The organism is uncultured Campylobacter sp., from assembly GCF_938045775.1.
Classification (GTDB): domain Bacteria; phylum Campylobacterota; class Campylobacteria; order Campylobacterales; family Campylobacteraceae; genus Campylobacter_B.
Genome location: NZ_CALIBH010000255.1, coordinates 1 through 15,547 on the forward strand (window position 1 = coordinate 1; position 15,547 = coordinate 15,547).

Genomic DNA, 15,547 nt, shown 5'->3' on the forward strand with positions numbered 1-15,547 from the left:
ATCTCTGATAAAATTTTAAAATTTAAGAGCGGGGCTCAAATTTAGACGCGGAATTTTGCTTAAAATTTCATTTGAGTTCGCATACGAAGCGCGAGCGGAATTTTGGGGTAAAATTTAAAAATTTCGAGATTAAATTTGAGCTTCTTGAGCGAAAATTTTAAAAAATCAGCCGCGCTGCTTACATAAAATTTTAAAGCTTTACGCGCGGCGGGCAGCTAGAAAAGCAAAGAATTTAAAGCTTATTTAAATACTTTATATAATTTTTCGCACTATTTTCTATGGCTTGCTCGCTTTTATCGTAAGTAAAGCCGTATGAGACGAAATTTGGTAGCGCAACTGCGCCGACAAAATTAAACGTAGCTTTAAATGGCGCTAGCACCTCATCTACGCTAAAGCCCACAATGCCGTTTTTAGAGTAGTTTGCCTCGGTCGCGCCAAGCGAGATCGCAAGCGCGAATTTTTTGCCTTTAAGCTTGCCGCCGCTCTCTGTGCCATAAGCCCAGCCGCGCGTAAAAACGTCCTCAAACCACTGCTTAAGAAGCGGCGTGCAGTTTGAAAAACGAAACGGAAACTGAAGCACGATTTTATCGTGGCTTTCGAGCAGTTTTTGCTCCTTTTCCACATCGATTTTAAAATCCGCATAAAGCGCGTAAAGATCATGAAGCTCGAACTTATCAGGATGGGCTAGCACAGCATCCCTCCAGTGGCGGTTTACAAGCGAGTTTGCGATATTTGGATGAGCCAAAATAATGAGAGTTTTCATTTCTATCCTTATAAATTTGAAATTGCGGGGCGCATTATAGCCCTACTTCGTAAAATTTTTCTCGTTTTATCGCAAGCGGCCTTAAATTCTAAAGCTTTACCAGCCGCCACCCGCTTATCTTTACAGCAACTTCAAAGAGCGCGAGCTTTGAATCCCAAACTTCATCCGTTACTCGCGCTTTATTTAGAAATGCTTGCCCTCGGGGCACTCGTCGCGTTTTGCAGAGATTTACTACTTTTTTGTAAGTGTTCATCGCACCATTGCGGAGGCTCGCGCGAGTAAAATTTTAACGAAACCGTCGCGCAGGGGAAATTTTAATAAAATTTAGCATCGCTTCTCTGCAAGCATTCGCCACAACAAATAAAATTTAGATGAAATCTAGCCGCGCTTTAAACTATAAAACCTTGCCATCGGTTCCGTCATCGGGTTGCGGGTGCTCATCGCGCTCTTTTGAGTGTCCGTCACGCTTTCGTGCAGGCTCGTTACGCTCCTGCGGAGGCTTGCCACTTCCTTGCGGGTGGTAGTTGCAACAAAAAATTTGAGTAAAATTTAGCGCTGCTTAAATTCTAAAGCTTTGCCTACCAGCCGCCTCTTCAGGATCTGAATTATCATCGTGCTCCTGCGAGCGCCCGCCGCGCGGCTCCTGTCTGGGCTGCACGCCAAAGCCCTCCAAGACCTTGCCTAGGCTTTCGTTTACATCTTTTATAATTCCTTGCAGGCTTTCGCCCATCTTATCAAGGTTTTTGCTCGCCTCGCGTGCCGCCGCCTCGCCCTGCTTTATCAGATCCTTGGTCCTATCGGCGTTGCGAGCGGCGAAATCGTTCAATGCTTCGGGCGCCTTTTTCTGCAAATTTTGCAAGGCCTCGCCCAAAACTTTAGCATCGTTTGCAAGCTCGTCTATCGTGGAGTTCAGATCGGATTTTTGCTTGCTCTCAAAGCCCTGCGGCGCAGAGCTTTGTATAGAATTTTGTGTAGAGCTTTGAGCGGAATTTTGTCCCGAGCTATCCGCGCTTTTATTAAAATTTCGCCCTTGATTGCTCGCGCTAAAATTCTGTTCCGAACGTGCGCTTTGTTCGCGATCTTGCCCGTCCGATCCGCCGTCGCAGCCGCCTAAAACACACGTCGCAGCTAGCGCCAAAGTAAAATTTCGCGCCGCGTTTATAAAGCTAAAATTTCTAGCGCGACCCGCCGAGATAAAATTTAGTCCGCCCTGCGCTGAGATAAAATTTCGCCCGTCGCTAGCCCGAGTAAAATTCTGCCCGCCCTGCGTCGAATCGAAATTTTGCCATCGTCCAAAGCCCCGCTCGCCGCTTGCTCGGATAAAATTCTGCGCCAAATCGCGTCCGCACCCTTTCAAAATTCGTCTTTTCAAAATCCGCTCCTTTAAATTTCATCCCTTGCAATCGCGCTCGGAAGCCGCCCGAAAAACAGATCGCTTCTAAGCTTCAAAAGCAAGCAAATAGCGATATCGGCGCTTTGTTCGCGGATGTAGTTTCGATCGCCTTTTAGATGAAATTCCCCGACGATCTGTTTGCCGCCCTGCTCCTTCGCGCCGATAAAGACCGTCCCTACGGGCTTTTGCGCGCTTCCGCCGCCGGGGCCCGCGATACCGCTTACTGCAAGAGCGAAGCTCGCCCCGCTGCTTTGCAGCGCACCCTCCAGCATCTCGCCCACGGTCTGCGCGCTGACAGCGCCGTAGCGAGCGAGCGTATCTTCGCTCACGTTGAGCCAGAGATTTTTTATCTCGTTGGCGTAGCTTACGAGCGAGCCGTCAAAAACGTCGCTCACGCCCGCGACTGCGCCGAATTTTGCAGCGATGAGCCCTGCGGTGCAGCTTTCGGCAAAGGTGATCTTAGCGCCTATTTCGCGCAGCCTATCCACCACAAAGCCCATAAAATCGCCGCCTTCGATGTAGCAGCTCTCATAATACTTGCCGACGCTTTGCAAAAACGCATCCAGCGCTCCGAATTTCATCGCACTGGCGCGCACGAGCAGCAAAAAGGAGCAGGGCCTGCTGATCGTAAGCGAAATTTTATAACTGATCGCAAGGCTCTCTAGGCGCTGCTTTACGCTTTCGTATTCGCAATCGAAAAGATAAAAGCTCTCGCCAGCGCTCGGCGCGTCTTGGAGGATCGGCGGCAAGCTCTGCAAGCAAAGCGCCTTGATCACGTTTACAGAGCAGCCTCTGACGTTTAGCAGGAAGCTGTTTTTCGCCACCGTGCGCGCCATCGAGGGCGCTAGGGTTTCTCCGTTTTTCAGCTCGAGCGAATCGAAAGAGAGCGTCGATAAAATTTTACCGACGACCGCGTAGGCGGAGTTTGCCGCAAAGATCGTGATAAAATCGTACGAATCGATCATCTTTTCAAGCGCGAAGGGCAAAACCTTATCGTTTTCGCTTAAGAATTTCAGATCGTCGATTCGCCCGAAAACACGTTCGTAGCTGCGGGAAATATAGCTCATCAAAGCCGCGTCGTAGCGGATCTCCTCGCCGATTACAAGGATGATATTTTTCATAAAGACCCTCATTAAATTTTCGCACATTATAGCATAAACGCAGACTGCTCTTTCAGAGCTTTTTAATGGCGTTTTGGATAAACTTCACAAATTTTTTAAGACACGAAAAGGTACAAATATGGACTACAAAGATACTCTCTTTCTTCCTACTACGGATTTTGCGATGCGAGGCGCACTGCCGCAGAACGAACCTGCGCGGTTTAAGGCATGGTACGAGCAGCGTAAAATTTACAAAAAGATGAAGGCTAAACGCAAGGGCGCAAGCGTCAGCTTTAATATCCACGACGGCCCGCCGTACGCTAACGGACACCTCCACATCGGCCACGCGCTGAATAAAATTTTAAAAGACATCATCACCAAAACCCATTATTTCTTCGGCGAGGATATCCGCTACGTGCCGGGCTGGGACTGCCACGGTCTGCCGATCGAGCAGCAAGTGGAGATCAAGCTGGGCGAGCGGAAAAAATCGCTTTCAAAAGTGCAGATCCGCGAGCTTTGTAGGCAGCACGCCAAAGAGTTCATCGACGTGCAGCGCAATGAATTTAAAGATATGGGGATTTTAGGCGACTGGGATAATCCGTATCTGACGCTAAAATTTGAGTTTGAGGCGGAAATTTACAAGGCGCTCTGCCAGATCGCAAAAAAAGGAATTCTGATCGAGCGAAGTAAGCCCGTGTTTTGGAGCTGGGCGGCAAAAAGCGCGCTTGCAGAAGCCGAGGTCGAATACAAAGACAAAGAGGACTACTCGATCTTTGTGGCGTTTGATCTAAGCAGTGAAGCGAACGCTAAAATCGGCGCGAAAGGCGCCAAAGCGGTCATCTGGACGACCACGCCTTGGACGCTGCCCGCAAATGGCGCAATATCTTTGAACCCGAATGAAATTTACGCGCTGACGAGCGAAAATTTAATCCTTGCAAAACCTTTGGTCGAAAGCCTCGTAAGCCTAGGCATCACCGAGGGCAAGATCGTAAAAGAATTTAAGGCTACCGAGCTTGAAGGTCTAAACGCGATCAATCCGCTAAATGATAGGGATTCAAAATTTATCCTCGGCGAGCACGTTTTAATGGACGGCGGCACCGGGCTCGTGCATACGGCTCCGGGACACGGCGAGGACGATTATTTCGTAGGGCTTAAATACGGCATCGAGGTGCTGATGCCCGTGGATGAGGGCGGCTGTTTCGATCAAACTCTTAAAACCAAAAAACTCTTCCGCGCAGACGTCGTAGATGAGCTCGTGGGGATGCATATTTTCAAAGCAAACGAGAAAATTTTAGAGCTTCTAGGCCCCGCGCTTATCAAGTCCGGCAAATTCGTCCACTCCTATCCGCACTGCTGGCGCACGCACAAACCGGTGATCTACCGCGCGACGAAGCAGTGGTTTATCGCGATGGACGAGCCAATGCCTAGCGGCAAGACACTGCGTCAGGTGGCGCTAGAGCAGATCGGAGGGGTTAAATTTTACCCGCAAAGCGGCATCAACCGCCTTACCTCGATGATAGAAAATCGCCCCGATTGGTGTATCTCGCGCCAAAGAGATTGGGGCGTGCCGATCGCGTTTTTCCGCGATAAAAGCACCAAAGAGCCGATCTTTGATGAAAAAATTTTAAATAATATCTACGAAATTTTTAAAGCCAAAGGTGCGGATGCTTGGTGGCAGATGGAAATTTCGGAGCTTTTACCGCAGGACAGCGGCTATAAGCCTGAAAATTTAGAAAAGGTGATGGATATCTTAGACGTTTGGTTCGATAGCGGCTCTACGTGGAAAGCGGTGCTGCAAAGCGGCGCCTATGATGCGGGCAAATTCCCTGCGGATATGTATCTTGAGGGCAGCGACCAACACCGCGGCTGGTTTCAAAGCTCTCTGCTTCTAAGCTGCGCGATCAACGAATGCGCGCCGTACAAAAGCATCCTCACACACGGATTTACCGTCGATGAGAAGGGCCAGAAGATGAGCAAATCCGTCGGAAACGTCGTCTATCCGCAAGAGGTCGCAAAGAGCCACGGCGTGGAAATTTTACGCCTTTGGGTCGCGATGAGCGATTATTCGACCGATCTAAAGATCAGCGACAATATCCTAAAGCAGGTAAGCGAGCAGTACCGCAAGATCCGAAATACTATAAGATTTCTGCTCGCAAGCACGAGCGATTTAAATGAGATCGAGACGAGTAATTTTACGCGGCTTGACCGCTGGATCCTAACGCGCGCGGCAAACGCCTTTGCGGGCACGGAAGCGGCGTTTAGAAACTACGATTTTTCAAAGGGCTTCAACGCCTTACTAAATTTCTTAAGCGCCGATTTGAGCGGAATTTATCTTGATATCTGCAAAGACAGGCTCTACTGCGACGCACCCGACGAGCCGCGCCGCAGAAGCGCGCAAAGTGCGATCGCTCTGATTACGCGAGCGCTGCTGCCTCTGATCGCGCCTACGCTAACCTACACGATCGACGAAGTAATGCAGTTTGCGCCGCAAATCATCAAAGAGGGCAAAGAAGACGCTTTCGATCTGACATATAAGCAGATAGAATTTGACGATTTTCTAGAATTCGACGAAATTTTAATCAAATCGAGGGAGAAATTTTTCGAACTCATCGACGCGCTGAAAAAGGACAAAATCATCAAATCGACGCTTGAGCTGGTTTTGCAGACGAGCTCGAACGAAATTTTATCAAACGACATCCTGGGCGTAGCGGATTGGTTCATGGTAAGCGATGTGGACACTCTGCAAAGCGAGGAGGCTCTGGCGGAGTTTAAGATAAACGACGAAATTTTCCGCCTCGTAAAATCATCGAAGCACAAATGCCCGAGATGCTGGAAATTTAACGCAAAAGAGCCTGATGAGCTCTGCCCACGCTGCGCAAAGGTCATGCATGCTCGCTAGCCCCATAAGTCTTGGCTTCGTATTTTTTACGATCGCGCTGATCTGCGTAGCAACGGGCGTGGGAATCTATTTCGTGAATAAATTTAAGGATGGCAGATGATAAGTTTGAAAGAGGCTCTAAAGCTGAGCGCGGATGAAATTTCGGCGCTTAGAGCGGAGCTAAAGGATAAAATTTTAAAAACCAAAGAGCTCGGCGCCTACGTCGAGCAGCTCACGGGCGAGGCTCTAAACATCAGCGGCGAGGGCGTACCGATCGCGATCAAAGATAACATTCAGGTAAAAGATTGGAGCGTGACCTCGGCGAGTAAAATTCTGCAAGGCTACGTCGCGCCATACGACGCGACGGTGATCAAAAAGCTACGGAAGCGCGGTTTGGCGCCGTTTGGACGAACTAATATGGATGAGTTTGCGATGGGAAGCACGACTGAGAGCTCATTCTACGGCAAAACTCTCAATCCGACCGATCACTCGCGCGTACCCGGCGGCAGTAGCGGCGGAAGCGCGGCTGCTGTAGCCGCAAATATCGCCGTAGCCGCACTCGGAAGCGATACGGGCGGCTCTATCCGCCAGCCGGCGGCATTTTGCGGCTGCGTAGGCTTTAAGCCGAGCTACGGCAGAGTCAGTCGCTACGGGCTCGCGGCGTATTCGAGTAGTCTCGATCAGATAGGACCGATCACGCGCAGCGTCGAGGATGCGGCGATTTTATACGACATCATCGCAGGCCGCGACGAGATGGACAGCACGAGCTACGCGGGCGCTTACGAAAGCACCGCAGATAAGCTAAACGCGGATCGCAAGCTTAAGATCGCCGTTATAAAAAATTATATCGACGAGGCCTCGCAGCAGGTCAAAGAGGCTTTAAATTTAACTATAGAAAAGCTAAAATCCTTCGGGCACGAGATCGTTTACCGCGATCTTTGCAGCTCCAAATACGACATCGCGACCTACTACATCATCGCAACCGCCGAAGCTAGCGCAAATTTAAGCCGCTACGACGGCGTACGCTACGGAAACCGCGCAAAGGCTCTAAATTTAAAAGAACTCTACGCCAACACTCGCGGCGAAGGATTTGGCGACGAGGTCAAGCGCCGCATGCTTCTAGGCACCTTCGTGCTAAGCAGCGGCTACTATGACGCGTATTACATCAAAGCGCAGAAAGCAAGGGCATTCATCAAAAGCGAATATGAGGAAATTTTAAAAGACGCCGATTTGATCTTTATGCCGATCGCGCCGGGCGTGGCGTATAAATTCGGCGAGCTTAGCGATCCGCTTCGCGCATATCTTAGCGACATCTACACGATCGGCGTAAATTTAGCGGGACTTCCCGCGATCTCCGTGCCGGTAGCGAAAAATAAAGAGGCTCTTAATATCAGCGCGCAGCTTATCGGGCGCGCCTACGATGAACAAACGGTGCTGGACGGCGGCTTGAGTTTAGAAAAAATCGTGAAAGGATAAGTATGAAGATCGTCAAAAAGGCTCTGACCTTCGAGGATGTTTTGTTGGTACCGCAATACTCTGAAATTTTACCCAAAGAGGTTGATATCAGCACGAGTTTTACGAAAAATATCACGCTAAATACCCCTCTTGTGAGTGCTGCGATGGATACGGTCACCGAGTACCGCACCGCGATAATGATGGCGCGCCTCGGCGGCATCGGCGTGATCCATAAAAATATGGACGAGGACTCCCAAGCCAAGATGGTTCGCCGCGTAAAAAAGAGCGAAAGTGGCGTCATTATCGATCCTATCTCGATCAAGGCGGACGCCACGATCAAAGACGCTCTCGATCTGATGAGCGAGTACCATATCAGCGGCATTCCCGTTATCGACGACAACAGCGTGCTGATTGGGATTTTGACCAATCGCGACCTACGCTTTGAAACCGACACCGCCGCGCTCGTGGGCGAGAAGATGACCAAAGCTCCGCTAATTACCGCTCCGAAAGGTTGCACGCTTGATGATGCGGAGAAAATTTTTAGAAACAATAAGGTAGAAAAGCTTCCGATAATCGACGCAAACGGCCACTTAGAGGGGCTTATCACGATTAAAGACCTTAAAAAGCGCATCGAATATCCAAGCGCTAATAAAGACAAATTCGGCCGCCTTCGCGTCGCCGCGGCAATCAGCGTAGGCCATCTGCAAAGAGCCGAAGCCCTTGTAAAAGCGGGCGTAGATGCGCTTGTGATGGACTCCGCGCACGGACACTCCAAAGGCATTATCGACACGCTTAAGGAGCTGAAGCGAAATTTTGACGTGGACGTAGTAGTCGGAAACGTCGCAAACCCCGCCAGCATAAAAGATATCGCAAACGCGGGAGCAGACGCGATTAAAGTAGGCATCGGCCCGGGCTCGATCTGCACTACGCGCATCGTAGCGGGCGTGGGCGTGCCGCAATTCACCGCGATCAACGATTGCGCGATCGAGGCGGCTAAATTTGGAATTCCGATCATCGCAGACGGCGGCATCAAATACTCGGGCGACATCGCCAAAGCCCTAGCCGCGGGCGCAAGCTCGGTGATGATGGGAAGCCTGCTAGCAGGCTGCTACGAAACCCCGGGCGAGCTCATTACGTTTCAGGGCCGTCAGTACAAAACCTACCGCGGCATGGGCTCTTTGGCGGCGATGCAGAAGGGAAGCTCGGATCGCTACTTTCAAGACGGCACCGCAAAAGAAAAGCTCGTACCCGAGGGCGTCGAAGGGCGCGTGCCTTACGCAGGCATGCTAAAAGACGTGATCTTTCAGCTGCTAGGCGGCTTGCGAAGCTCGATGGGATACTGCGGCAGCAAGGATATCGCGACCTTTCAGCAAAAGGCGGAATTCGTCGAGATCACGAGCGCGGGTCTTAAAGAAAGCCACGTCCACGACGTCATCATCACGCAGGAAGCGCCGAATTACCGAGTAAATCAGTGATCCTTCAAAGCAAAATTCAAAATTTCGACGAGCCGCTCTATCTGGAGAGCGGCCGCGTCTTTTCCAACTTCAAGCTCGCCTATGAAACCTACGGCGAGCTAAATCCGGACAAATCCAACGTCATCGTCATCTGCCACGCCCTAACCGGCTCCGCGCACGCCGCGGGGCTCTACGAGGGCGACGTTAAGCCTGGCTGGTGGGACGGGCTCATCGGCGATCATAAAGCGGTTGATACTATGAAATTTTTCGTCATCTGCATAAACATCCTGGCTTCGCCTTTCGGCTCTACCTGCCCGCTCGACGTCGATGAAAGCAGCGGCCGCGAGTACCGCTTACGCTTTCCGGTAGTAGTCGTCTCCGACGTCGTACGCGCGCAGATGATGCTTTTAAAGCGCCTAGGCATCGCCCGCGTTCGCGCCGTTATCGGCGGCAGTCTGGGCGGCATGCAGGCGCTGTGCTACGCGATCGAATATCCGGAATTTGCGGATGAAATTTTCGTACTCGCAAGCACATACGCTACGCAGCCTTGGGCGATCGCGTTTAATAAGATCGCGACCGAGGCTATCTTGCGCGATCCAAATTTCAAAGGCGGCAACTACGATAAAAATCTAATCGCCGAGCACGGACTTGACGGCATGGCGGTGGGGCGCATGGCGGGACATATTAGCTTTCTAAGCCCAAGCTCGATGCAGGATAAATTCGGGCGCAACTACGTCGAAACCGACGGTCTTTACGAGATCAACGGACGCTTTCAGGTGGATCGCTACCTTGAATACAACGGCGAAAATTTCGCGCGCAGGTTCGATCCGCTATGCTATCTCTACATCGCCAAGATGATGAATATATTTGATTGCACGCGCCACTACGGCAATCTTAAAAACGCCTGCGCGCAGATCAGATCGCGCCTGCACCTCATCTCTTTCAAAGGCGACGTGCTCTTTCCGCCGGGGCTAATGAAAGAAATTTACGATGCGATGAGCGATCTGGGCAAAAAGGATCGCACTAGCTACGCGCAGATCGACAGCGACTATGGGCACGACGCGTTTTTGGTCGAGATAGAAAAATTTGATTACATCATAAAAAGGATTTTGGATGAGTTTTGAAGAAAAAATGGAGAAGATTAACGCGCTTTTAAAGAGCCTAAACGACAAGGATCTAAGCCTAGAAGAGAGCGTGAAGCTGTATAAACAGGGCGTGGCGCTGCTAAAGGAGGCGAAGGAAATTTTAGAAAACGCTAAGCTCGAGGTTGCCGAAATAAACGCACCCGAGCAGGCTTAGGAGGCGACAATGATAAATGTATGCGTTTTGCAACTACCGACGCTTTCGATGAGCGAAAATCGGATCGATTACTATATGAAGGTCGCCAAAGACAACGGCGCGCGGATCGTGTTGCTGGGCGAATATGAGCTAAATTCCTTCTTTAGCGAGCTTAAAAAGATGCCACGCTCCATCGCGTGCGAACAGAGCGAGCATAAGCAGGAGCTGATGGCGCGGCTTGCCGCTAAATACGACCTGCATATCGTAGCGCCGATAATCAGAGCCGCTAGCGGCGCGATTTTGAGGCAGGCGGGCATTTTCGGCGGCGCGGCTCAAAAAAGCGCGAGCTCTAGCGGCGAAAATTCTTTAAGCCTTAAAAGCGAGCCCGGTTGCAAGGGTGAGCTAAATTCCAAAAGCGATTTAAATTCCAACGATGGTTCAAATTCTAAAGGCGCTTTAAATTCCGCAAGCGAGCAGAATTCCAAAGGCGGCTCAAACTCCTGCGGCGCAAAATCTTTAAATTTCAAAGCCGCAAATTTAAAAAGCGCCTCTGAAGCCCCAAACGCTCTAAATTCCGAAGAAAGCCAAAAAGACGCGAGCGAAGAGGAGATCTTTTGCGCGAGCGAAAACGAGCCTATCTGGGTAAAATCATGCGCGAAATTTTCGCCCTCGGAAGTGAAATTTTACGATCAAAATATCCTGATGGACTATCCGCACTGGAACGAGGAGGGCTTTTTCGCCAACCGCAAAAGCCGCAAAATCGGTAAAATTTCGCCGATGATCTTTAGCGAGGGCGGCGTGAAATTCGGCGTGTGTTTCGGCTACGAGGCGCATTTTGACGTATTTTGGCGCTATTTTATGCAGAAAAACGTCGGTTGCGTGCTCGTGCCGTGCGCCTCGACCTTCGAAAGCGGCGGGCGCTGGCGCGAGCTTTTGAAGATGCGCGCGTTTACGAACTCGCTCTACGTCATCCGCGCCAACCGCATCGGCGAGGCGAAATTCGGCGAGAGCGAGTTTAAATTTTACGGCGAGAGCTTCGTCGTAACCCCCGGCGGCGAGATCGCAAACGAGCTGAAAAACGAAGAGGGCGTGCTGATGTGCGAAGTGGACGCGGACGAGATCGCTGCGGCGCGCGGGCTGTGGAAATTCCGCAAAAATCTAGTCAGCAGGGGGCTTTTATGAACTACTTTCACAGACAGATCCAACTTTGGGGCGAACAGACGCAGCGCGCGCTTGCGGACAAGCGCATCCTGATCATCGGCGCGGGCGGGCTTGGGAGCAGCCTTTCTTACGCTCTGGGCGCAAGCGGCATCGGGCGGATCAGCGTCGTGGATTTCGACACGGTGGCGCTTCACAATATCCACAGGCAAATTTTATTCACTCTCGAAGACGAGGGTAAATTTAAAGCGGACGTCTTTAAAAGCCGCACGGAAAGCCGCTACGACGGCGTGAGCGTGGAGGTGCATAAGAGCCGCGCGGAGGAATTTTTCGCTAACGCGATAGGCTCGGGCGAGAAATTTAATCTCATTTTGGATGCGACCGATAATCTCGCCACGCGCGCGCAGATTGATGCCTTTGCTAAGCAAATAGGCGTGCCGTGGGTGTTCGCGTCGGTGGACAGCTGGCAGTGCCAAGTCTGCTTCGTGCAGAATGCGGATTTTAAATTTTTCCCGAGCCTAAACGCGACGCCTGCGGGCATAACGGCTGCTATAGTGATGTTTGCGGCAAGCTTTGAGGCAAACCTCGCTCTGCGCTACCTAGCGGGGCTTGAGGTCGAAAAAGACCTGCTTTACTACGCGAACTTTTTTGGCGGCGAGCTGGAAGTTAGGAAGATAAAATTGTAGCTTAGCGCGCAGGTTCCCGTGGGTTCTGCCCTGATCCGACCTTGCACTTAACGCCCCCCTTACTTTATCTTCTCTAGATTTCTGTTGTGGGCGAATAAGTGCGGCGGATTTAAAGGCTCTGTGCTTTCGGGTAAAATTTTAATTTATGCGTTCTAGCCAAGAATATAAAATTTGAAAATTTACACCCAAATGTATCTTATAAGCAAAGCGCCATAGAGAATTTCTAAAATTTCCCTATTTTTAAAACGTTGCCTCTCATTTAGCACACTATTTTTCGCATAATTTTAATTAGCCTCTACGACTTGCCTTGTGGCGGTGATCTTTCGCTCTGTCCACAGCACAACGTCTTTTATAACTAGCTTTTCTATGGCTTTTATAAAATCGTTCATAAAGTCGTAGTCGATTTGTCCTTCGAAAACCGGAAGCAAAATATTTAACTCATCGGCATCTTTTGCATAAAAATTACGCGCATAACTAAACTGCCCGGCATTTGCCACTTTGTGGATAGCCGTTGCGACATAAATAGCCGCGTATTTTGACAAATTTTCAGTATGCACGACCGCTACGTGATCGTCTGCTCCATACTTATAATTCCTATATTTTGTGGAACCGAACATATCTATCGTTACGGTATTTTCCTTAAAAATCTCGACGTCATTGCTTATAAAAGCCGATATCCCCATATCCGCCTCTCCAGCCGTTACAAAAGGCAAATCTCCATCATATCTATCCGCGCTCTTTAAACGTTTTCCGCGAGTTGCGCTTCCAAAAAGTTTTTTTAGATTAAACTCCTTCGTCACCCCCTCCCATTTGCCAAATTTGTCAAATTTAGCCAAAGCGTCCTTTTCTTTCTTGGTTAACTTATAATCTTTAAGTCCGGTTGCCGCAAGATACGCGTCGAGCTCTTCGACGCGTTCGCGCTCGAGCTCTTCGATAAATTTTTCCATAAAGGAAAAATTTATCTTGCCGCCTAGCGTCGGCAAGAGAATTTTTATTTCAGATATGCTATTTACGTTTGAGCCAAGTCCCCACGTACAATCTTGTAAAACATGGTTGAAGTTCGAGACCATATAAAGAGCGATTTTAGAGTTGAATTCAGCAAATTTTGACTTTAAGACCTTAACTTTATTACCCGTAAAGTATGGCTGTGCCTGATAAAAAACATTAAAAGTATCTTGTGCAAAACTCAAAGTATTGCCGTCATTTAGATAAATAGAATTTTCTATTACATAACCGCGAATGCCATTATTTGTTGTAGCTCTAACGACATATGGAGTGCTGCCCTCTATTTGCTCGTCGTAAATTTTCAAATTTTGAGCGTGAAAAATTCGCTTGCTTGATTTTAAATAAAAAACTTCGCCGAGCCGAAATTCCTTGAATTCGCCGCCATTTGACACGAATTCAAACTCCAAAGCGGCTAAATTTTGCGATATCACGCTTCCCCGGGGACTATCCTTTTTTAAAATTTGCGCCACTTCCCAGCTTAGGTAGTCGCTCACGGTCTTTTTAAAATCGGCTAGTGTCGGCATAGTATCTACGGGGCGAGATTTATTCCAGTCGGCACCATTGCTCGGATCAATCGTCGCTTCGTAATATTCGTTTTGCGTGAAAATTTCAAGTTTGCTTGCGCCGAAACGAACCAAATTTACAAGCTCCTCGTAGCGTTCCTTGGCTCTATCCGTATCCCTTAGATTATTACTAGCTTTTTTGCGGTTTGAGCGCGTATAGCCGTCGTTTGAAAAGTCGATAAATTTTACTATATCGTCTTTTTCGTGCTTTTCGCCGACTTTAAAGACATAGACATTCGTCTGCACGCTTGATTTGCCGACGAAAAGATCGATCGGCATTTTTATGCTTGCGATTAAGGTATTGCGAGCTAAAATCCTTTTATTTATCTCTTTTGCCTTGCCGCTACCGGCGGAATTTTGAATAATTATCGCCGCATAGCCGCCGCTCATCATATTTAACGCCGTTTCGACGAATACCATCCCGTTGCCCGGCGCCGAATACGGAGGATTTAACACAAAAGCATTTGCGGGAAATTTTTCGTCGTCTTTACCGAAGCCGTAAACGCCCTCAAAGTCAGTCAAACTATCTTTATTTAGGATATTAGAGCTTCCATCGCCCATCATTATCATATTTAAAACCGCGAGCATATAGACGCTTGATAGCAGCTCCAAGCCTAAAAGTTGATATGCCTTAATATGCGCCTCTTTTTTGGTTAGCTGATCAGGAGATGCTATGCTATTTTTAGCGTCTTTTAGCATTTCGTTCATCGCGGCAACCAAAAGCCCCGCCGAACCGGTCGCAAAGTCCCAAACGTAGCTGTCTTTATTCACGCGGGCAAGTTTAGCCAAAAGCGTGGCGACGTATGATGGCGTAAGCACTACGTCGTTTAGTTTATCCTGCGTAAAGCCCAGCCACGAATACATCTCGTTAAAAAGTTTGCCCGTAAAATCGGTGGTTAGTCCGATTTTGTAATAAATCCCCAGATCATCGACTATTTTTGAAAAAACGCGTTTTAGTTGAGTTTCGCCGTTTGAAATTTTATTTATATTATCGGTTAGTATCGTGTTTGAAAGAGTGCGGATTATGAGGTCTTTCTTTTCGACAGGTAAATTTTTCTCATTTAAAAACGCCTCTATCTTTCGCATTAAAATTTCGCCGTCGGTGCTACCTTTTTCGCTCGAGGATTTGAGCTCGGATTTTTCTAGCGGAGCTACTTTCCCGGAAATACCCAAAGTAGCGATGATAGAAGCGGCAACAAGATAAACTCTGTCGTTTTCGCCAAGCCCTTTTTCGCTGCTATAAATATCGTTGTTTAGCTTTACTAGGCTAGCGTCTATCTCTCGCTCTCGTTTTTGCTTGATTTTTTCCAGTTCGTCGGGAGTTAAATTTAAATTTTTGAGTTTATTCGTAAATTCATCGAAATTTACCTTCTTTAAAAACGATAAATCGCTAAATTCGCCCACTTTGCGCCCGATGCCCAAATTCGACTTTGAAACGTAATAAACGCCGATTTGCGTTTGCAATTTATCCTTGCCGTCTTTATGCCCTGTAACTCCTATAGCGATTATGTCAGTGTAACTCGTATGGTGCAAAAGCGCATTAGCGTAATGCACGGCGCCGTTTACGGCATAAGAATTTATATTTGCGAAATTCGGCTCATTTTTCGCGGTGCGATTTTCTATATTGCCGTCGGCGTCTAGCTTTTCTAGCTTATTTTCATAGCCCTTGTATTCAATCAATACGGGATAAAAATTTAAGCTGCCGTCTTGTAGAAGCAATTTAGCATCAGGGCGATTGCCGCCCTTCCCGCCGCTTTTAGTAAAATACTCTTGTAAGGCATTGTCTATTTCGCCATTTAACGGCTCTTGCTCTA

12 protein-coding genes and 1 pseudogene are annotated in these 15,547 nt (G+C 48.8%); 8 read left to right on the forward strand and 5 right to left on the reverse strand.

The genetic code is table 11. The features are described from left to right. Positions 1-232 precede the first annotated feature (232 nt). From Q0238_RS10665 to Q0238_RS10680, 4 genes are all read right to left on the reverse strand, one after another. Complete coding sequence (locus tag Q0238_RS10665) at positions 233-763, reverse strand: NAD(P)H-dependent oxidoreductase (RefSeq protein WP_297945899.1); 531 nt, start codon at positions 761-763, stop codon at positions 233-235. Positions 764-1,141: 378 nt separating this feature from the next. Continuing rightward, the gene (locus Q0238_RS10670; RefSeq protein WP_297945901.1) at positions 1,142-1,270 is read right to left on the reverse strand and encodes a hypothetical protein; all 129 of its coding nucleotides are present in this window, start codon (positions 1,268-1,270) and stop codon (positions 1,142-1,144) included. A gap of 52 nt (positions 1,271-1,322) precedes the next feature. Continuing rightward, entirely contained in the window at positions 1,323-2,135 is an 813-nt protein-coding gene (locus tag Q0238_RS10675; RefSeq protein ID WP_297945905.1) for a hypothetical protein, read from the reverse strand. 11 nt (positions 2,136-2,146) lie between these two features. Beyond that, positions 2,147-3,277 (reverse strand): CinA family protein, encoded by a 1,131-nt coding sequence (locus Q0238_RS10680; RefSeq protein ID WP_297945908.1) that lies wholly within the window; start codon positions 3,275-3,277, stop codon positions 2,147-2,149. Positions 3,278-3,395: 118 nt separating this feature from the next. Here Q0238_RS10680 and ileS point away from each other — a divergent pair, with 118 nt between their 5' ends. The 8 genes and pseudogenes from ileS (at position 3,396) to Q0238_RS10715 (ending at position 12,165) form a co-directional block, all read left to right on the forward strand. Next, a complete protein-coding gene (gene ileS, locus Q0238_RS10685; RefSeq protein ID WP_297945910.1) occupies positions 3,396-6,155 on the forward strand; it encodes an isoleucine--tRNA ligase in 2,760 nt (919 codons plus the stop codon). Positions 6,156-6,251: 96 nt separating this feature from the next. Then, on the forward strand, positions 6,252-7,610 hold the full coding sequence (gene gatA, locus Q0238_RS10690) for an Asp-tRNA(Asn)/Glu-tRNA(Gln) amidotransferase subunit GatA (RefSeq protein WP_297945912.1): 1,359 nt from the start codon (positions 6,252-6,254) through the stop codon (positions 7,608-7,610). Between the two features lie 2 nt (positions 7,611-7,612). After that, positions 7,613-9,064 carry an IMP dehydrogenase gene (guaB, locus tag Q0238_RS10695; protein ID WP_297945915.1) on the forward strand — a complete coding sequence of 484 codons (1,452 nt, stop codon included), beginning with the start codon at positions 7,613-7,615 and terminating at the stop codon, positions 9,062-9,064. Further along, positions 9,061-10,167: a homoserine O-acetyltransferase gene (locus Q0238_RS10700; protein WP_297945917.1), complete on the forward strand. Its 1,107-nt coding sequence runs from the start codon at positions 9,061-9,063 to the stop codon at positions 10,165-10,167. The genes guaB and Q0238_RS10700 overlap by 4 nt, the downstream gene beginning before the upstream one ends. Continuing rightward, positions 10,157-10,342, forward strand: a complete 186-nt coding sequence (gene xseB / locus Q0238_RS10705) for an exodeoxyribonuclease VII small subunit (protein ID WP_005872361.1) — start codon at positions 10,157-10,159, stop codon at positions 10,340-10,342. The genes Q0238_RS10700 and xseB overlap by 11 nt, the downstream gene beginning before the upstream one ends. A gap of 9 nt (positions 10,343-10,351) precedes the next feature. Beyond that, positions 10,352-10,600: pseudogene (locus tag Q0238_RS12315) on the forward strand (carbon-nitrogen hydrolase family protein); the annotation flags it as partial. Between the two features lie 396 nt (positions 10,601-10,996). Beyond that, positions 10,997-11,503 carry a carbon-nitrogen hydrolase family protein gene (locus Q0238_RS12320; RefSeq protein ID WP_363317141.1) on the forward strand — a complete coding sequence of 169 codons (507 nt, stop codon included), beginning with the start codon at positions 10,997-10,999 and terminating at the stop codon, positions 11,501-11,503. Continuing rightward, complete coding sequence (locus Q0238_RS10715) at positions 11,500-12,165, forward strand: ThiF family adenylyltransferase (protein ID WP_297945921.1); 666 nt, start codon at positions 11,500-11,502, stop codon at positions 12,163-12,165. The genes Q0238_RS12320 and Q0238_RS10715 overlap by 4 nt, the downstream gene beginning before the upstream one ends. Before the next feature lie 284 nt (positions 12,166-12,449). Here Q0238_RS10715 and Q0238_RS12325 read toward each other — a convergent pair. Then, the coding region (locus Q0238_RS12325; RefSeq protein ID WP_363317140.1) for a restriction endonuclease subunit S at positions 12,450-15,547 on the reverse strand (3,098 nt) is incomplete at its 5' end.

What these genes read in the sequence shown, in the direction of transcription:
- gatA (WP_297945912.1), top strand. Translation starts at nt 6,252, where the DNA reads ATGATAAGTTTGAAAGAGGCTCTAAAGCTGAGCGCGGATGAAATTTCG.
- Q0238_RS10665 (WP_297945899.1), bottom strand. Translation starts at nt 763, where the DNA reads ATGAAAACTCTCATTATTTTGGCTCATCCAAATATCGCAAACTCGCTT.
- Q0238_RS10715 (WP_297945921.1), top strand. Translation starts at nt 11,500, where the DNA reads ATGAACTACTTTCACAGACAGATCCAACTTTGGGGCGAACAGACGCAG.
- xseB (WP_005872361.1), top strand. Translation starts at nt 10,157, where the DNA reads ATGAGTTTTGAAGAAAAAATGGAGAAGATTAACGCGCTTTTAAAGAGC.
- Q0238_RS10680 (WP_297945908.1), bottom strand. Translation starts at nt 3,277, where the DNA reads ATGAAAAATATCATCCTTGTAATCGGCGAGGAGATCCGCTACGACGCG.
- ileS (WP_297945910.1), top strand. Translation starts at nt 3,396, where the DNA reads ATGGACTACAAAGATACTCTCTTTCTTCCTACTACGGATTTTGCGATG.
- guaB (WP_297945915.1), top strand. Translation starts at nt 7,613, where the DNA reads ATGAAGATCGTCAAAAAGGCTCTGACCTTCGAGGATGTTTTGTTGGTA.